General features: G+C 44.6%; 14 protein-coding genes. 5 read left to right on the forward strand and 9 right to left on the reverse strand.

What is annotated here, in order from left to right; genetic code table 11:
* Positions 1-174: 174 nt before the first annotated feature.
* Positions 175-2,784, forward strand: a complete 2,610-nt coding sequence (gene gyrA / locus F6K51_RS22325) for a DNA gyrase subunit A (protein ID WP_293024332.1) — start codon at positions 175-177, stop codon at positions 2,782-2,784.
* Positions 2,785-2,899: 115 nt separating this feature from the next.
* Complete coding sequence (locus tag F6K51_RS22330) at positions 2,900-3,466, forward strand: Uma2 family endonuclease (protein ID WP_293024334.1); 567 nt, start codon at positions 2,900-2,902, stop codon at positions 3,464-3,466.
* Positions 3,467-3,595: 129 nt separating this feature from the next.
* On the opposite strand, the gene era is transcribed toward F6K51_RS22330, so the two are convergent.
* Positions 3,596-4,624, reverse strand: coding sequence for a GTPase Era (gene era, locus F6K51_RS22335; RefSeq protein ID WP_293024336.1), 1,029 nt, complete (start codon positions 4,622-4,624; stop codon positions 3,596-3,598).
* A 204-nt stretch (positions 4,625-4,828) separates the two neighbouring features.
* On the opposite strand from era, the gene F6K51_RS22340 reads away from it, so the two are divergent.
* Together F6K51_RS22340 and F6K51_RS22345 are read left to right on the forward strand one after the other, a co-directional pair.
* Positions 4,829-6,706, forward strand: a complete 1,878-nt coding sequence (locus F6K51_RS22340) for a DUF3370 family protein (protein WP_293024338.1) — start codon at positions 4,829-4,831, stop codon at positions 6,704-6,706.
* A 471-nt stretch (positions 6,707-7,177) separates the two neighbouring features.
* The gene (locus F6K51_RS22345; RefSeq protein WP_293024340.1) at positions 7,178-8,785 is read left to right on the forward strand and encodes a hypothetical protein; all 1,608 of its coding nucleotides are present in this window, start codon (positions 7,178-7,180) and stop codon (positions 8,783-8,785) included.
* Positions 8,786-8,805: 20 nt separating this feature from the next.
* On the opposite strand, the gene F6K51_RS22350 is transcribed toward F6K51_RS22345, so the two are convergent.
* Together F6K51_RS22350 and gap are read right to left on the reverse strand one after the other, a co-directional pair.
* The gene (locus F6K51_RS22350; protein ID WP_293024342.1) at positions 8,806-8,943 is read right to left on the reverse strand and encodes a hypothetical protein; all 138 of its coding nucleotides are present in this window, start codon (positions 8,941-8,943) and stop codon (positions 8,806-8,808) included.
* A gap of 106 nt (positions 8,944-9,049) precedes the next feature.
* Complete coding sequence (gene gap / locus F6K51_RS22355) at positions 9,050-10,066, reverse strand: type I glyceraldehyde-3-phosphate dehydrogenase (protein WP_293024344.1); 1,017 nt, start codon at positions 10,064-10,066, stop codon at positions 9,050-9,052.
* A 532-nt stretch (positions 10,067-10,598) separates the two neighbouring features.
* Between gap and F6K51_RS22360 the strand changes: the two genes are divergently transcribed.
* Entirely contained in the window at positions 10,599-11,600 is a 1,002-nt protein-coding gene (locus F6K51_RS22360; RefSeq protein WP_075903476.1) for a 2-hydroxyacid dehydrogenase, read from the forward strand.
* Positions 11,601-11,731: 131 nt separating this feature from the next.
* On the opposite strand, the gene F6K51_RS22365 is transcribed toward F6K51_RS22360, so the two are convergent.
* From F6K51_RS22365 to F6K51_RS22390, 6 genes are all read right to left on the reverse strand, one after another.
* Positions 11,732-12,796, reverse strand: coding sequence for a calcium-binding protein (locus F6K51_RS22365; protein WP_293024347.1), 1,065 nt, complete (start codon positions 12,794-12,796; stop codon positions 11,732-11,734).
* A 180-nt stretch (positions 12,797-12,976) separates the two neighbouring features.
* Positions 12,977-13,639 carry a YggS family pyridoxal phosphate-dependent enzyme gene (locus F6K51_RS22370; RefSeq protein ID WP_293024349.1) on the reverse strand — a complete coding sequence of 221 codons (663 nt, stop codon included), beginning with the start codon at positions 13,637-13,639 and terminating at the stop codon, positions 12,977-12,979.
* A gap of 581 nt (positions 13,640-14,220) precedes the next feature.
* Complete coding sequence (locus tag F6K51_RS22375; protein WP_293024351.1) at positions 14,221-16,617, reverse strand: CHASE2 domain-containing serine/threonine-protein kinase; 2,397 nt, start codon at positions 16,615-16,617, stop codon at positions 14,221-14,223.
* A gap of 852 nt (positions 16,618-17,469) precedes the next feature.
* Positions 17,470-17,607 (reverse strand): photosystem II reaction center protein K, encoded by a 138-nt coding sequence (locus F6K51_RS22380; protein ID WP_008177837.1) that lies wholly within the window; start codon positions 17,605-17,607, stop codon positions 17,470-17,472.
* A gap of 47 nt (positions 17,608-17,654) precedes the next feature.
* On the reverse strand, positions 17,655-18,779 hold the full coding sequence (tgt, locus tag F6K51_RS22385) for a tRNA guanosine(34) transglycosylase Tgt (RefSeq protein WP_293024354.1): 1,125 nt from the start codon (positions 18,777-18,779) through the stop codon (positions 17,655-17,657).
* A gap of 201 nt (positions 18,780-18,980) precedes the next feature.
* Positions 18,981-19,433: a hypothetical protein gene (locus F6K51_RS22390; RefSeq protein WP_293024356.1), complete on the reverse strand. Its 453-nt coding sequence runs from the start codon at positions 19,431-19,433 to the stop codon at positions 18,981-18,983.
* Between the last annotated feature and the right edge of the window lie 203 nt (positions 19,434-19,636).

Genomic DNA, 19,636 nt, shown 5'->3' on the forward strand with positions numbered 1-19,636 from the left:
GCTCATTGTCTAAGCCTTGCCCGTGGTTCTGTTACCGGCTATAGTCGAGATTTTGTGTTAAAATTTAAAAATAACCAGCCAAATTTGGAAAAAAAAGGTGTTAAAAGCCTCTTTTGAGAGATTTTAACCGATTTATTTAGCAAAATCCTCGATAATAAGGGAGTTTGTCCAACTATGAGTACATCCCAAGAACGCATTGTCCCGACAAATTTGCGGAACGAAATGTCCCGGTCTTATTTAGAATACGCCATGAGCGTTATTGTAGGTCGGGCATTACCAGATGCCAGGGATGGGCTCAAGCCAGTACACCGACGGATTCTCTATGCGATGCATGAGCTGGGCTTAAGCCCAGACCGTCCGTTCCGCAAATGCGCTCGTGTGGTGGGGGAAGTGTTGGGTAAGTATCATCCCCATGGGGATACTGCTGTTTATGACGCTTTGGTGCGCATGGCTCAGGATTTCTCCATGCGATCGCCTCTGATTAATGGTCATGGAAATTTTGGCTCAGTAGACAACGACCCCCCAGCGGCAATGCGTTACACAGAGTGCCGCTTGCAAGCGATCGCTACCAATGCCCTACTTCGGGACATTGAGTCAGAAACTGTAGACTTTGTTGATAACTTTGACGGTTCCCAGCAAGAACCGACTGTCTTACCAGCACGGATTCCCCAATTACTGCTCAACGGCTCATCGGGGATTGCTGTGGGTATGGCAACCAATATCCCCCCTCATAACCTGGGAGAGTTGGTGGATGGCTTAGTCGGCCTGATCCATAATCCCGAAATCACTGATAAGGAGTTAAGGCGGTATATCCCTGGTCCAGATTTCCCCACTGGGGCACAGATTTTAGGAACATCGGGTATTAAAGATGCTTACACCAGTGGTAGGGGTTCTATCACCATGCGAGGTGTGGCAGAAATTGAAACCATTGGGCAACGAGGTCGTCCAGACAAGGAAGCCATTATTATTACTGAGCTACCTTACCAAACCAATAAGGCAAGCTTAATCGAAAAGATTGCTGAATTGGTTAATGATAAGCGCATTGATGGCATTTCCGATATTCGGGATGAAAGCGATCGCAATGGCATGCGCATCGTAATCGAACTAAAGCGCGATGCTTATCCCAAAGTTGTCCTGAATAATCTCTACAAGCAAACCCCCCTCCAAACCAATTTTGGAGCAAATATGCTAGCCCTGGTGGGCAATGAACCCCAATTGCTGACCATAAAGCAGTTCTTAAATGTTTTCCTGGATTTCCGCATTGAAACCATTACCCGACGGACTCAATATCAATTGCGCAAAGCTGAGGAACGGGATCATTTACTGCAAGGGTTACTAATTGCCCTAGATAGCTTAGATGCTGTGATTGCTGTGATTCGGGGGGCGGCGGATACCACTACAGCACGAGGACAATTAGTGACAGAATTTAGTCTATCTGAAGCCCAAGCAGATGCTATTTTGCAAATGCAGCTGCGCCGTCTTACTGCTTTGGAAGCCCAAAAGATTCAAGCTGAGCATGAGGAATTACAAGTTCGGATTGCGGATTTACGGGATATCCTAGCTCGCCGAAGTCGCATCCTGGAGATTATTGAAACTGAAGCCCAGCAACTGAAACAGAGCTTTGCCACACCACGCCGCACACAAATTCAACAGGTTGAAGGGGAACTGGATGATACTGACCTGATTGCTAATGAAAAAGCTGTGATTCTGCTGACTGAGCAAGGGTATATCAAACGCATGCCTGTGGATGAGTTTAGAGCTCAAGCTCGGGCAACTCGTGGGAAAGCTGCTGCCAGAATTAAAGATGATGATGAGGTAGAGCATTTCTTCACTTGCTGCGACCACGATAGCATTTTATTTTTTAGCGATCGCGGTGTAGTCTACTCTCTGCGTGCCTACCAAATCCCCGCTGCATCTCGCACCGCCAGGGGGGTACCGATTGTGCAGATGTTACCCATTCCCCACGAAGAAAAAATTACTTCTATTGTACCGGTATCTGAATTTACAGATGATGAATATCTAGTCATGTTAACCCATAAGGGTTACATCAAGAAAACTGCTCTAGATGCTTTCAGCAAAATTCGGGCAAATGGATTAATTGCTATTTCCCTCGGGGAAGGAGACCAGTTGCGGTGGGTACTTCGTGCTAGGGAAGAAGACAGCATCATAATTGGGTCTCGTCATGGCATGGCAATTCACTTCAAGTGTGACAATGATCAACTCCGCCCCCTCGGTCGTGCGACCAGAGGAGTTAAGGCTATGAAACTCAAGGGTGATGATGAATTAATCGGTATGGATATTTTGTCCGGTCAAATCATCGCTAGTCTAGCTGCTACTGAGGATTCAGAGGAAGAGACAGAAGACCTTAGTGATTCTGAGATGGTGGAAACAGCGGCTCAGGGTCCTTGGGTATTAATTGTTACCATGGGAGGCTATGGCAAGCGGGTACCGGTATCCCAATTCCGGCTACAAAACCGTGCGGGTATGGGAGTTCGCTCAACCAAATTCCGTTTACCCAAAGACCAACTGGCAGCCCTACAGGTAGTTAATGAAGGGGATGAATTGATGATAGTCACTAGTCGAGGGATTATCATTCGTCAAGCTGTTGATGCTATTTCTCCCCAATCTCGCATGGCAACTGGGGTCAGAGTGCAAAAGTTAGATGATGAAGATGCGATCGCAGCGGTTGCTTTAGTACCTATCTCTGATCAAGAGCAGGAAATGGAAGAGCCGGAAATCGAAGAGCCGGAAATCGAAAAGCAGCAAGAGTCAGTAGATCAATAGAAATAGGCCACTAGAAGTGAACCTACAATAGGTTTGTGTAGACGGTTAACCGTCAACCGTCTACAAAACCCACCTTAACTACACTAATAAACCGGTTTTCTAGGAGGCAACTCAAATGATTCAAACTGCCAAAAAGTTTTACACATTTGAAGACTATATTTCCTACCATGATGACACTGACTACAAGTATGAGCTTGTTAATGGAGAGCTTGTTGCTATGCCACCTGCTAGTGGACTACATGCCCTGATTATGCTTTTTCTATTCAAGCAATTTGATAGAGAAATTGACAGGGTTAGTTTAGATTGGGTTGTTATGCCTGGTAATCTTGGGGTTCGCACAGCTGAGAATAAATCTAGAATTCCTGATTTAGTCATTATCTCAGAAAATCAGCGGCAAGCTATCCGTTCCATGTCATCAGCGGTGCTGGAATCAGCACCACTACTAGCAGTAGAAATTGTCAGTGCAGGTAATCCCCAAGATGATTACCGCTACAAGCGTTCTGAATACGCAGTGCGGGAAGTGCCTGAGTATTGGATTGTTGATCCAATTAAGTCTAAGGTTTCGGTTTTGCGTTTAGTTGATGGATTTTATGATTTGACAGAATTTACAGGAAATCAAAAAATTGAATCACAAACATTTACCGAGTTAGCTTTGACAGTTGAACAAGTATTTGCCGTTTAGAATAATTGTTAAGGATGAAGTAGTAATGGTTAATTGGTATTTAAAAATATCCTGTTACCTGTCCTCTTTTTATATTAATCCTAGGTTTACATATCAAATAAAAATGCTATAGATATAGCGTACTTACTATTACTTCTCCACCCGATATCCCAACTCTAATAACCGTAAGCGAGATTGTCGCCATTTCGGTTTTACTTTCACAAACAATTCCAGGTAAACTTGACCAGCAACTAACTTTTGAAGTTGTTGACGAGCAGCAGTACCAATTTGTTTGAGCATAGTACCCTTTTTTCCAATCAAAATACCTTTTTGGGAGTCTCTCTCTACATTGATCGTAGCAAAAATACGGGTGATTTTTGGTTGTTCCTCCACTAAATCAATAGTAATAGCAACCGAGTGGGGGACTTCCTCACGAGTTAGGAGTAAGATTTGCTCTCGAATCAATTCCCCCATGATAAACCGTTCTGGCTGGTCGGTTACGAAGTCAGGGGGATAATAATATGGTCCTGGTTCTAAGCGCTCAATTAATTTCTGCTGCAATAGGTCTAAGCGATCAGCTGTCAGGGCAGAAAATTTGACGACTTCCCAGCCTTGAGCAGTAGCTAGTTTAGCATAACTAGCATCGATTGATGCTCCCCTACTCTGGCGAGGTTGTATATCTGATTTGTTCACACCCAAAATTACTGGTGTCTTGGTATGGCTCAGTAGATCAACAATAAAGCGATCGCCTCCTCCCGCCTCCACCGTACTATCCACCACCAACAGCACCACATCCACTAACTCAATCGCTATTTGGGCATTTTTCACCAATACCTTACCCAGCTGATGATGAGGTTTGTGAATCCCTGGCGTATCCACAAAAATCAATTGAGCTTCCGGTGTGGTCAAGATACCTCGCAGCCGATTTCGGGTGGTTTGAGCCACTGGCGAAGTGATGGCAATTTTTTGCCCTACCAGTTTATTCATCAGTGTGGATTTGCCCACATTCGGGCGTCCCACAATCGCCACAAAGCCAGACTTAAAGCCCTCTGGAGCAACCGGAATAGTTTCTATAACTGATGGATTGATAACTTTTTCCTCTAGGTTATCTTGGGAAGAGTCTATGGTCGAATCCTCTTCCGAGTTTTGTTCGTCTTGGATTTGAGAATTGTCAGTCATTGAACCAATCGTAGTTTTTATTGTTTTATTATGAAATTTATGTTAGCAACATACATAGGGACTATGTTGAGTATGTTGTTAAAGGGGATAACACCCCGGTTAATTGACCAACATTATCATAAATAGAACTGATCGTGGGCTTGAAGTAAAAAATTTCAAGTTAGTTGCCCAGACTCAAGCAGTTTAGACTAAATACTACTACTGATGACCAATACCGCTACTTTCCCTGACCTAGAAAATCATTGGGCGAGAGATTGTATCAACCAACTGCGGGAGCGTAAGTTGGTCAGTGGTTACCCGGATGGTAAATTTCGTCCTAATTTTAGAATTACCCGCGCTGAGTTTGCTGTCTTAATGCTGAATGCCTTTCCCTCAGCACCGATTCAGCGGGGTGGTATTCGTTTTAAGGACGTACCTAGTAATCATTGGGCCAAAAATGTGATTCAAGATGCCTACAAGCGAAGATTTTTTTCGGGCTATCCTGGCAGACGATTTAAACCGAATGAGTCCATTTCTCGAGTGCAAGCGATCGCCGTTTTAGCAGGAGCCAAGAATTACCCTATCCCGTCAGAACCCGATGGAACTCTCAGACGGTATTTTACTGATGCTACCCAGATTCCCCAGTATGCTAAAAATGCGATCGCATCCGCAGCAATTAATACTATTGTGGTTAACTATCCCAATATCAAACAGGTCAAACCAAATCAGAGTGCTACCCGTGGTGAAGTAGCGGCTTTGCTGTGTCGGGCGTTAAACATCTATGCTGTTCCACCTCAGTATATTGCTGGAGTGGAAGTCTCTTCTGATGATGTTCGTAGTTTACCAGGGCAATTGGATCAGGTGCCTGTATTTAATAGCAATAGTCCAGAACTAGTCAGAAGTGAGGGGATTTTGCTGTCTACGTTTTCACCGGAAGGGAAACAAGTTCCTTCAGCCCACCTTGATTATGGCTTTAATGGACGGTTTGATATCTTTACCCACCATATTGCTAGAGCAGAGACTCAGGCGGAAACCCATCCCCTTTATCAAGGATTGATAGTTTATAATCCCAATGAAACACCTGTTACAGTGGAGGTCTTGCAAGGGGCGAGTTATCTGTCTACCCCAGATGCACCGTTTATCTCGTTGCCGGATATGGTGGATAATCCCAATGGTACAGTCTATGCTGGTCCTGGCAGTCGGACAATGAATGATGTACTCAGGGGAATTCTCCAAGAACTATTTCCCGCCAAACTGGTGCTGAAGGCAAAACAAAGCCAAATGTTAATGAATCAGCCAATTCCAGTTAAACGATCACCAGCTTCTAATGGTCGTTCTACCATGATGCGGTTACGGAGTGATGGGATGGTCTATGTGGCTAACTTAGCCATGAAAGCCCCTCGTGATGGCAATGGAATCTATCGGGAACCTACGGTAGCAGAATGGCAAGACTTACTGGATACGGGCGGCTTAGCTCAACCCCGTGGACCAATACCCACTCCTCTCGAACCACCTCAAGAACCGACGGTGTTTGGTCGGGTGGCTGGTGTTTCCCAAGGTTCTCAATGGCAAGTGCTGATTCAAGATAATCCAAATGTTAACTATTTGAGTATTCCTCAGCTAGGGCAGGCATTTTCTTATGTGGTGGGGACTCTACATCTGATTACTCTGAGTACAGGGCAAATTCAAAGTGCACCGATGTTAAGGCGCTATGCCGATACGGCCTACTTTGCCCACAGTAATTATGGGGTAGAATACAATATAACTTTACCATTGAAGAATACTACTAATCAACCCCAAACGCTGACGGTATCGCTGCAAACGCCATTGAAGGATGAGGGGGGTACTGATCGACTGCTGTTTTTGAACCCACGGGTTGAAAACGTGTTCTTTCGGGGTACACTCAGAATAAATTATGATGATGATGATCGAAAGGCTCAGACGCGCTATGTGCATTTAGTGCAGCGACGAGGACAGCCAGGGCATCCATTGGTGACGTTGAATTTAGCCCCTGAAGAAGTTAGGCAGCTACAGGTGGATTTTCTCTATCCCCCGGATTCGACACCACCCCAGGTGCTTACAGTTCGGACTTTGGAGGGTTAGGAGAGTTGGAAATCGGCTCACAAATACAAGGTCGCAATTGTGCGATCGCACAATCAAATATTAATCTCGATTCTAGTAGTATCACGGATTTAGCCTGAATCTGCTATTGTGTAACGTTAGCAGCATACTAAACTTTATCAAAAATAGCTGATGCCAGCAAAAGCGATCAGTATTAACTATTTAGGAGTTTAGTTATTGCTGACGAAGTTTTGCCTAAGATCATCAAACCAGCAGAAATGCTTACTCTAGATGATAGAGATGATCTAGTTACGGCAGCTACTGCCTAGGGATATACCTAGAATTGCTGTCGGCACCAGAACAACTATATCACACTCAGGTTGCTTGATAACTTTTGCTAGATAACTATTGATATCTTGACCACTTATGCCTTCTCAAACCTTTATCGTGCGTGCTCACACTCGTACGATCCATACCCGTCCAGTTACCTTTTTTTGCCCCAAATGCAATCATATGACTACTCGTGAGTGCTATCCTGGTAAGCCTCCTAAATACTGTCTCGAATGTAGTCCGAGACGAAAACGTCAGCAAGATGAGCTGTATATACCCGAAAAGGGGATGTTCAAGCCAACACACAACTTGGTGAATCTTACCAGTGGGCAGAAGACACCAGTATGTCTGGAGAAGTCCCCCCAAGCTGGGTGGCTTTTCGTGAGGACAGCCCTAGATTGGTTTAGCGGGGAAAGCATCATCAAGTATCACACAACTAAAGGGGTTTACAGCCAGGAGGTGCCGTTGGCAGATTATATCGTCGAAGCTCTACCAGCTGGCGATATCACCACAGCATTTCCATCAGCTACCTCTGCTAAAAAGAAGATTACTCCTGCTAAATCTTCATCAGAGCTACTTTTAGTAGAACCCTACAGTGTGAAGAAGATGTGCGATCGCTTCCGGTGCGGGGACAGGTTACTCAAGAGGATGCGCACTGACCCAAACTTCAGCCAGTGGAGTCGCTCTCGGGATCCCGAGGGCATCACTTGGGAGTATCGGCAAGGAAAATATTTTCCTTTAGTTGATCAGGTTAATCAGGAATCATCAGCCACCTCTGAACCTGAAATAGAGGAGACTACCCCCACGACTAATGGGTCATCCCAGGGGATTTCAGTAGAACCCTACAGTGTGAAGAAGATGTGCGATCGCTTCCGTTGCGGGGACAGGTTACTCAAGAGGATGCGCACTGAGCCAAACTTCAGCCAGTGGAGTCGCTCTCGGGATCCCGAGGGCATCACTTGGGAGTATCGGCAAGGAAAATATTTTCCTTTAGTTGATCAGGTTAATCAGGTTGATCAAGAATCATCAAACACCTTTGAACCTGAAATAGAGGAGACTACCCCCACGACTAATGGGTCATCCCAGGGTTTTTCAGTAGAACCCTACAGTGTCAAACAGATGTGCGATCGCTTCCGTTGCGGGGACAGGTTACTCAAGAGGATGCGCACTGAGCCAAACTTCAGCCAGTGGAGTCGCTCTCGGGATCCCGAGGGCATCACTTGGGAGTATCGGCAAGGAAAATATTTTCCTTTAGTTGATCAGGTTAATCAGGTTCATCAAGAATCATCAGAAACCTTTGAACCTGACATACAGGAGACTACTGCCACCACTAATGGGTCATCCCAGGGTATTTCAGTAGAACCCTACAGTGTCAAACAGATGTGCGATCGCTTCCGTTGTGGGGACAGGTTACTCAAGAGGATGCGCACTGAACCAAACTTTAGCCAGTGGAGTCGCTCTCGGGATCCAGAGGGCATCTCTTGGGAGTATCGGCAAGGAAAATACTTTCCTTTAGTTGATCAGCTTAATCAGGTTAATCAAGAATCATCAGACACCTTTGAACCTGAAATAGAGGATACTACTCCCACCACTAATGGGTCATCCCAGGGGATTTCACTAGAACCCTACAGTGTCAAAAAGCTCTGCGATCGCTTCCGTTGTGGGGACAGGTTACTCAAGAGGATGCGCACTGACCCAAACTTCAGCCAGTGGAGTCGCTCTCGGGATCCCGAGGGCATCACTTGGGAGTATCGGCAAGGAAAATACTTTCCTTTACTTAATCACCAATAATTTATTAATCTCAAACCGAGTCAGCAGATGCGTTCGCGCCCCGCGTGACCTACGGTCAATCGCGTAGCGTCGGCTGTGGCCGTAGGCCACGCTGCGCGAACGCCGAATCGCATCTGCTTTACTATTTCTGGGATACGAGAAAGTTTGGTCTTTCCCAACTTGGGGTATCTTCGAGTCTGTTCTGCCTCTTCCCCTTCTCCAGTTTCTAGTCAGGGAAAGTAGTTAGTGATTTTTCCTTTCCCTGCGCTAGCTGCTACGGGCGACCTAACCTTTAGCTGCCATAGATAACATCAGGTCAATCATGCGGTTAGAGTAACCCCACTCATTGTCGTACCAACAGACAACTTTAAAGAAATTAGAATTAAGTTCCATTCCGGCTCCAGCATCGAAAATGCTTGAATGAGGATCCCCTTGAAAATCGGTGGACACCACTGGCTCCTCTGTATAGCCCAAAATTCCTTTCATCGCCCCAACTGACGCTGCCTTCATTGCTGCACAAATCTCTGGGTAGCTGGTTGCCTTTTGAGTCCTGAAGGTCAAATCTACCACTGATACATCCGGTGTTGGTACCCGTAATGCCATGCCGGTAAGTTTACCTTTCAGTTCCGGTAACACTAGCGTTACAGCTTTGGCCGCACCCGTAGAAGCGGGGATAATGTTCTGAGCAGCACTCCGCCCCCCCCGAAAGTCTTTCTTACTTGGACCATCTACCGTTGGCTGGGTAGCAGTCATGGCATGGACCGTAGTCATTAACCCTTCCGCTAGCCCAAAATTGTCATTAATCACTTTAGCAATGGGAGCAAGACAGTTAGTTGTGCAACTGGCATTGGAAACGATACTATCTTTAGCCGGGTCATAGGTATCGTGATTGACACCCATCAACAGGGTGGGAACCAAATCAGGGTTTTTAGTAGGAGCAGAGATTACCACCCGCTTCGCTCCCGCTTGTAAATGCTTAGATGCCCCATCATAGGTGGTAAATAGACCCGTAGATTCTACTACATATTCCACACCGAGTTTCGTCCAAGGCAGCTCCTCTGGGTTTTTAATTGAGACACAGGGGATTTTCTTGCCATTGACCACAATTCCATCAGCTTCAACTTCTACGGTACCCTTGAAACGACCATGGGTTGAGTCGTATTTGAGTAAATAGGCGATAGTCTGTGGTGGAACTAAGTCATTAATGCCCAGCACTTCGATTTCTGGGTAGTTGAGGGCAGCACGGAATACGAGTCGTCCGATACGACCAAATCCATTGATACCCACTTTGACAGTTGCCATGGACAAATCTCCTTTAAGAGGTTTACAAATTTACGTTTGTGGATAATTAAGAATCCTCATCCAGCGATGCAGAGGTGCTACCCGTGGCGAATTTAATTCGCCTACGGAAAACGCACCATTACGGTCTTGAGTAAAACCCCCACTCCCGCTCTGCATCAAGACAATGTCATCCAATCGGGAAGATTAATTCTTCCTTTATTGTTGACAGCTGGGAGCATCAAAACTATCATGAACGGATTGCAAAGCAACCAGATGTGACTCAATGATTTTTGCTAGGCATCCAAGCTATTGTTTATAGCTCACTCTACTCATTATTTGTTAATCCTTTAACTTAATTTAAGACTGTGGTAATTGGTGTCAATCTCTACCACTGCTCTGTGTTAAACTCCAAAGAAAGAAAAGAGCAGGTAAGCATTTAGATGACCGCTGATAGCTGACTGTTAAATGCTTGCCATAAAATTAACCTTTTCTTTAAACCTACTCTTTAAATTTTTATCTACAATTTAATTAAGCTGGTTTTGGCATTACCTCTATGAAAGTCGCTGTCTTTAGTACCAAAGTCTACGACCGACAGTTTCTGGAAGCTGTTAATTCCCAATACGGTCATGAATTAACTTTTTTTGAACCGCACCTCGATACTCAAACGACTATTTTGGCATCAGGATGTCCAGCAGTATGCGTTTTTGTCAATGATTCCCTCAACGGACAAGTGTTGGAAAAGCTGGCGCAACAGGGAACTCGTCTGATTGCTCTACGCTGTGCTGGTTTTAATAATGTGGATGTCACAAAAGCGACAGAATTGGACATGACAGTAGTGCGTGTTCCCGCTTACTCCCCCTATGCGATCGCTGAACATACGATTGGCTTAATGCTAGCCCTGAATCGCAAGATACATCGTGCTTATTCTCGAGTACGAGAAGGAAATTTTTCCCTAGATGGACTCTTGGGATTCGATATGCATGGTCGAACTGTAGGCATCGTGGGAACTGGTAAAATTGGTGTTATCGTAGCCCAAATTCTCACTGGTATGGGGTGTCAATTAGTGGCATATGATCCTTATCCAAACCCGGAGTGTCAAGCTTTGGGGGTCAAGTATGTAGAGCTAGCTGAACTCTTTGCTATCTCTGATATTATCACGCTACACTGTCCCTTAACTCCTGAAAACTATCATCTGATTAATTCCGAAGCTCTAGAGCAGATGAAACCAGGTGTGATGCTAATTAATACTAGCCGAGGGGGATTGATTGATACCAAAGCCATTATTGGTGCGCTCAAGTCTAAGAAAATTGGCTATCTCGCTCTGGATGTCTATGAGCAAGAATCTGCCTTGTTTTTTGAGGATTTGTCTAATGAAGTCATTCAAGATGATATTTTTGAACGTTTACTCACGTTTCCTAATGTAATTATTACTGCTCATCAAGCTTTCTTCACTGAAAATGCCCTCGATAACATTGCTGAAACTACACTATCTAATATTACTAACTTTGAGAAAGGTGTTCCTTGTCCGAATAAAATTATTATTAATAGGGAATAGGGAATAATATCAAGTCAGGTTGAATACCAAATCTTCTCAAGGGGTGACCTCGGCAAAATTTAATTAAGATTTTAGTAATTGGTAATTCTAATCTAATTACTAAAATCTTAATTACCAATTACTAAATTGGCCTAAAACGCACTAGGAGGAGGGGGAACAAAGGAACGAGGAGGGAAGACTTGTAAATCAATATGCTGCTCTGGACTGAAATTAAGACCTGCTTGTAGTTGAGCAAATTGTTGCTCTTCAAAAGACAGAGCACCTGTAGTTTTATTGTAGGAGATTTTATCAATATCAAGTTCTCCAAAACTATCAATTTCAATCCTATCTCCCTCTTGGACATTGAAATCTGTAATCCTGTCAATTCCGCTTTCAGGTCGTGGCACTTCCGAGTCAGAGTTACTCGATAATAGAAAACTATCAGTTATGTTGATTCCCGTTGAAGGTTGTAGCGGTTGTGATGGAGGCATTGAAGGCGGGAAGATCGGTAATGGACGATTTGTAAATGTGAATTTAAAGATATCAGCTCCGTGACCACCAGTAAGGGTATCCCTTCCTTCCCCACCTACTAGAGAATCATCACCATTGCCACCAATTAGATAATCATTCCCGCCACCAAAGACATTTTGCTCATCACCATCACCAATCAGGGTATCATGGCCAGTTCCACCAATGAGAGTATCACTGCTACCACCACCTTCGAGGATGTCATTGCCGTCTCCACCATCAAGGATGTCACTACCTGGATTATAGTTTATGGGAATTCCAGTCAAACGCCTACGAACATCACCTAAAAGGGAATCATCACCAGCTCCGCCTTTTAGGGTATCATTACCATCTGCTCCGTTGAGCGTGTCATTTCCTGTGCCACCGTCGAGGAAATCATGATCAGATGTCTGTTTAACCTCAAACAAACTCAAGCCAAAGCTAGGACCAGGTCCACCAGTAAGGACATCATTCCCTGAGCCACCAATCAGGGTATCATTGCCCTCTCCACCGTTGAGAACATCTGAATCCTCCTCCCCTTCAAGACGGTCATTACCCCCTCGACCATTGAGAATATCATCCCCAGCTCTACCTTTGAGGGTATCATCCTGTGAGCCACCGTTGAGAGTATCGTTGCCACTGCCACCTATGAGAATTACACTAGTATTTGTAGTATTTGTTTCCAACCCCACGAAATTCAAGTTAAACATTTATTCGATCACCTATTCCTATCCAACTCCGACCTCCTTTATTGTCTGGTCTTAGGTATGGTAAAGCTAGCCAAATTGGCAGTATTTGGCCAATTTGACCGATTTCTTGCTGCGCGTTCACGCTTGTCGGGAAACCCGAGCGGGGTCGCACGGCAAAATACCGTTAAAAATGCTCAAGAATTATTGACGTTTGCCGAAAATCTTGCTCCCTAGGCGAATCATCGTTGCTCCTGCTTTAATAGCCTGCAAATAATCTCCCGACATTCCCATTGATACTTCTTTTAAGTTTAACTGAGTTGTTTGATTAAGCTGTTCCTTGAATTTAGCAACTTCTACAAATGCATCAAAAATTTCATATTCCGATAACCCCAAGGGAAGAATCGTCATTAACCCTTGAATATCTAAGGAATCGCAAGCTTCTAATTCTGGTAACGTTTCTAATAACTGCTCAACAGACCAACCATATTTATTAGGATCGGGCAAAATCTTAATTTGTAAACAAACCTTAGGTCGTTTATTTAACTCATTCGCCCGCCGATTTAAACTCTGGGCTAACTTTAAATCATCAACGGAATGGATCCAGTCCATTGTTTGAACAGCAAGTTTGGCTTTATTCTTTTGTAAGTGACCGATAAAATGCCAGGAAATACCCTCTAAATCTTGTAACTGTTCCTGCTTAGCACAAGCCTCTTGCAAGCGATTTTCTCCAAAATCCCGAATTCCAGCACCATAGGCTTCCCGCATTTTGTCTACAGATACGGTTTTGCTAACTGCAATTAAACGGACATTAGGCTTTAACTGTTGACGAATCTGCTGGATATTATCAGTAATAGGTGTAGTCATAGTTAAAGGTATTTTTTCCATAGTCTTCCCTCTTGGCTTTTTCCTCCATGGCTTTAACAAAAATCGGCGAAATTCCCCATCCAACTTTGAAGGTGGGGATGGATAGCCGAACGATTGATTATATGCTATTATGAAAATAACTCGCTTAGGTTTACATGGTCAGGCATGGGCTGATAATAGTTGAGCTAGGTGGATAAGAGATGTAGTCAAAGCGCGTGAACGAACTCGACCACCGTTCGCCACAGCGTTTCGGGTTTCGCCGACGCTAAGCGAACCGAAAAGGCAAGCGCAAGATGTCATGAGACATAATCGACTGGAACACCAGTTATAAACCGCGAAAACCAAGCGGCAAAAAAAGAATTACTGCCTGTGGAAGACGGGCAGCTGCCTGTGGACGCTGAGTAAGACCATCACCAGATTCAGTTCTGGACTTTCTGTGTACGCGGAAGTACCCAACGTGGCATCGGCGGATGAAACGGGAAATCCTGTTCGCGAAGCGTCGGCTTTGCCGAAAGACGAATAAGACCGTCCTTGTGACGCCAGTTGGAAGCCCCAACTTCAGCGGATCTTGTTGGGATACTTCACCCACCAATCACTTTGGAGAAATCTTGCAGGATTACCTCAGCTGACTGGTATCTGTCAGCGAAATGATAGCTTACCATCTTTTCTATAATTTGGGCAAATTCTTCAGGTACATCTGCCAGGTTGCGCCAGATCACTTCACCAGTTTCTGGGGAAATGGGCAAATGATAGGGACGAATTCCAGTTAATCCTTGAATCCCAATCATACCTAAAGCATAAATATCACTATTGAAACTGGGGTGTCCCGCTAATTGCTCTGGTGGGGCATAACCACGAGAGCCAATGGCAACCGTATCATTTTTTTCCTCACTTTGCTCTGGGCTTTTAATCTGTTTAACTGCTCCGAAGTCAATTAGTACCAGTTGACCATCAGTTTGACGACGGATAATATTGCCAGGTTTGATATCCCGGTGGATGACGCCGTATTTGTGGATAAAGACGAGAATTTCTAAAATATCTTTCAGTATATCTGCGACTTCCTTCACTCCAAGCCGTTTATCTACTGGTAATTCGTCACTAAGGGACTGACCGGGAATATATTCTTCCACTAAGTAAAATACTTGATCTTCTTCAAAATAAGCTAGTAGTCGAGGAATCTTTAAATGATTACCCAAAATTTCTAATATGTCTGCTTCAGTGCTGAATAGGCGTCTGGCAATTTTCAAGAATTGCGGATCGCTACGAGCCGGTTTCAATTGCTTGACCACACACTGGGGTGAACCAGGTCGCTGAGTATCTTCTGCTAGATGGACTAGACCAAACCCACCCGAACCGAGAACACGCTTGGTTTGGTAGCGTCCAGCTAGGAGGTTATTTTGGGGTCGGTACTCTACCGATGTGCCATCAGAGTCTGCACCTGCTGTTGGGTTCCAAATTGCTGTGGCATCTTCTTGAGATAAATCGGTTTGTGGTATCGGTATAGTTTTGGTGTTAGCGCTGGAGGTGGTTTCGTTTTTTTCCTTCAACAACGCCTGTAACAGGGCTAAGTTCTGTTCCTGTTCTTGAGCTTTTGCTTCAATTTTGCGGCGCTCTTGCTCTGCTTTTATGCTCTCCTGTTTAGCTTTGTAACCGGTGTAAGTCATTACACCAGTACCCGAAAGGATTAATGCCAACGCAGGTGCCACGACAGGTATCCATCCTGAGTTGAGAAATAGCAGGTAGGATGTTCCTACCAAAATACCTAAAGCAATACTCTCAGACAGTACTAACTGTCGAGTGTTGCGGCTTACCCCAACTAACACGCCCCCTATTAGTGTCCAACCCCAAAGCCACAAGCCTTCTGTCCACTCAGACCAAAACCAAAACTGTCCTCTTCTCTCTCCAAGTGCGCCATTGAGCAGTTGACTCACGATTTGACCATGTATCATGACTCCTTGCATATGCTTGCTTTCTTTTTGAGCAAAACTGTAGGGTGTTAAGAAGTCATCATCTTTGATACTAGGAGCATTCATACCGATTAGGACAATCCGGTCTTTGACCAAGTCTGGTTCAATCTCCTCATTCAGAACCTTAGTTAAGGTAACGGTATCGGCAAGGTGATCAGCAGAGCGGTAATTCAATAAAATTTGGTAGCCTCCCGTATCCCCCTTTTGGTAACCTCCAGCAGTAGGAGATATCTTTTTATAGACTGTTTTTCCTAGCTTGATCTGTTTTCGGGAGATGTTTTCGGGCTTGATTCCCCGCTGTTCCAAATAGCTTCGGGCTAACTGAAAGCCGAATGATAATCTGGTGGTGCAACCCACGATGCTGGTATTATCACTGGTATTGTCAAAAAATAATGGAGCCCGCCGGACGATTCCATCGGGATCTTCAAGTAGATTAACAAAGCCTACACGATGCTGAGAAATTTTTGGGGGGGCTGCAACACTGGATGCTTCTGATTGACCCCGATAGCAAATTGGAATTATGCGATCGCTACTTTGCAGTAGTTCAGAAAATTCGCCATGACCCGGTTCTACTGGACTGTCTCGAAAGATATCGACACCAATGACAGCGGGTTGATGTTGCTCCAGCTTCTGTAATACCTCATACATTACAGCATCTTTGATTGAAGACCCTCCTGGAGCTGTTGTGCCTTTTAAATCTGGCTCAGTCACCTCTACTACTAAGAGGCGGTCATCCGGTGGTAAAGCTGGTCGCAGCTCTATCATCCGGTCGAAAGCCTTTAACTCAAAAAACTGCAACATTCCTAGGTGCTTAGACCCTAGCATTAAACCAGTTACGGCCAAACTCCCTATCAATGCTGGATTTATCCCAACATATTCCCCCAAGCGTTTCAGCCGCGACCAAGCTTTCGTCGGTTTTGGGGGCGGGGGGGAGGGATTTTCCGCCTGGGGGCTAAGTTTTGAGTTGTTTGGTGACTCTTCTGTGGCCACTTTTACCAGCTGAGCACTCATATATAATCATTATCACTAGAAATAATCACCCTTGATGTTCACCCTTGATGATTCTATTAATCATACGATTAACAGTTTAATCACCCTGTAGAGTAGTGACTCATTCCTTGATTCTTAGCCCTGATCTAAGTCCGAAAGGTTGCTCTGAATATTTTCCCGATCGATTTAATCGATTGAGCAGAAGCAATGGAAGCGAAGTTGCTTACACTACCATTTTGCTTTTTTTTGCTTAGGAAGCAAGTCGTGATTATTCTGTCAAGCTATCAATCGGAGCATATTAAATTTGTCTTCAAGTTCGCCGTGGTCAACCACCCTTATCCCAATTGTTGATGCCCACCTGACTAATATCTTGGGTAATTCCACATTGACAGTTTTGACGGCAAAAATTTGCACTTAGCCTATACAAACAGCTTCCTGTATTTTATATCAACCATCAGTGGATAGTATTTATCCCAGATATCGGCAAGCTTTACTACTCACAGGATACCCTACTACGAACGTTCCTGTTTTTGATTGCTTTATCCACACTATTCGGTTCAATCCCTGGTTGATATTTCCTACAGGCGCACTACTAATCTACACCATCATCAACCCTGCCAACTGATCATCCCACCATGACCTAAGTGGTTCATAGGTAGGATGAATCGTAGGGCTTATTGATTACGTAGTCTTTATCAGAGACAAACGTTGGTCAGGTATTGAGGTTACTCACCCCCGGATTCATCCGTTGGGTTTGTACTACTCCCTTCTGACACAACTAGCGAGATTTTTGGGAGATATGTCTAAATTTGTCAATATTTATCCATAAAACCAACCCCTAGAGCCAAACAGGTTTTCTAGCGGGGCAGAAGTTTACCGGAAACCCACGGCGGCTTGCCAGACAAAGGCTAGCAGCAAGAAGAACACAGGGATGACTGGTAGAACGTCCACCACTGGACCAAAAATAGAGTAAGCTTCGGGTAATGTTCCTAACAGGAGTGCAGCTTCCATATCTTAAATCTTCCTTTCCAACACAGATTTAATAATTGACATGTATCTTAACATGAAGTGAACAGCCAATGAGCAAATTGTGTAGTGAATTGATCACTTAAGATGGCTGCCCTGATCGCTTGAGTAAACCGAATTAGCTCAGTCACATTGTGGTGAGAGAGTAACATATAGCCTAGAGATTCACGCGATCGCACTAAATGGTTCAGATAAGCACGACTGAAATTCTGACAGCAATAGCAAGGACAACTGGCATCTAAGGGGGAAAAATCTTCCCGAAACCGGGCATTTTTCAAGTTCCAGCGTTCCCCCTGCACTAAGGCAGTACCATGACGTCCCAGGCGAGTGGGAATAACGCAGTCAAACAAGTCTATGCCAGATGCGATCGCTAAAACCATTTCCCTGTAGGTACCGACCCCCATCAGATAACGAGGCTTATGCCATGGCAGTAATGGAGCGGTTGTCTCGACAATTTGGTGAATCAATTCAGCTGGTTCCCCCACACTGACACCACCAATGGCATAACCTGGTAAATCCAACTCGACCAAGGATTCGGCAGCCTTTTGACGCAAATCTAGGTACACTCCACCCTGAACTATACCAAACAAAGCTTGTTGATCAGGGCGATTGTGGGCAACAATACAGCGTTTGAGCCAGCGATAGGTTCGTTGAGTTGCTAATTCCACCTCAGTTCGCTCAGCTGGATAGGGGGGACACTCATCAAATGCCATGATCACATCTGCTCCCAAGGCATGCTGAATTTCCATACACCGTTCTGGGGTTATATCAATCATCCGCCCATCCCGAGGAGATCGAAAGGTCACACCCTCTTCGGTAATAGTACGGAGCTGACTCAAGCTAAACACCTGAAAGCCACCAGAATCAGTCAAGATTGGTCCGTGCCAACCCATAAATCGATGCAGCCCACCCGCTTGTTTAATGATGGCTTCTCCCGGTTGCAGATGGAGATGATAGGTATTAGCCAAAACCATTTGGGCCCCAGCTACCTCTAACTGGGCTGGTGTTAGAGTTTTTACCGTTGCTAGGGTGCCTACTGGCATAAACCTGGGAGTTTCCACCACACCATGGGGGGTCACAAACACCCCAGCTCTTGCTTTAGTGTGGCTACAGGAAGCCTGACATTGAAATGAAAAATTAATTTTCTGTTGATTCAAGTTGATCTAGGTCTTGAAATATCGTTAACTAGACGATAGCGTCTAATTCAGTTAACCCAGGTGAAACTCTTGCGTCTTTGATATTGTGTATTCGATGCATCCAACTTGAAGCAAGCCAATACTTATACCCTTGAATTTCATTTATCAACCTGTAACCTGTAACCTATAACCTATAACCTTCTAACCTTCTAACCTTCTAACCTAAAAAGGACAATCTCCATCATCATCAATTTGCACATCCCATTTCGCGCTTAGAACCTGTGTGACCATAGCTTCAAGGGCTTCTGCCTGAAGTTGCTCAACACACTCTTGTTGTAAGGGATTCAACAGGGGAATTAGCCGCAACTGACGATTTTCGCTAATTAGGTCAAAGTAAGCTTCTTGCTCTGGAGACTGACTCAGTTGTAAATAGTCAAAACTATGGACATTGATGTAAAGTGTCCGATTGGCAATCAGGGTGGAGCAATGGGGATCAGCAAATACTTCCTGAACTAACCCTTCCCCCTGGTTCTTTAGCTGACCATCGAGAGTGTGGATGTAACGGACGCAACCTAAATCACCAAGCAAGCGTTTCATATCTCGCTTGTTGATGATAATGCCAGTTTCAATGATGCAAGGAGCTGGGAGTTGGTGTCTAGATTGGTGGTGACTCATGGATAAAAGCCTATAATGCTTTTCAGGGCTGATATTGACATGCAACTGGTTAATTTAATTGATTGGCGAGGCAACCCTAAAGGTTAAACCAATTGATGAGAACACAGCTACGGCAACGGGTTAAAACCAACAATAAAGGTTAATGGTGTTAGGTTTTGGGTTAATGGTTATCGGACTTTATACCTAATCTAAGCATGCTTAAT

The sequence above is a fragment of the Moorena sp. SIO3I8 genome (assembly GCF_010692325.1).
Taxonomy (GTDB): Bacteria; Cyanobacteriota; Cyanobacteriia; order Cyanobacteriales; family Coleofasciculaceae; genus Moorena.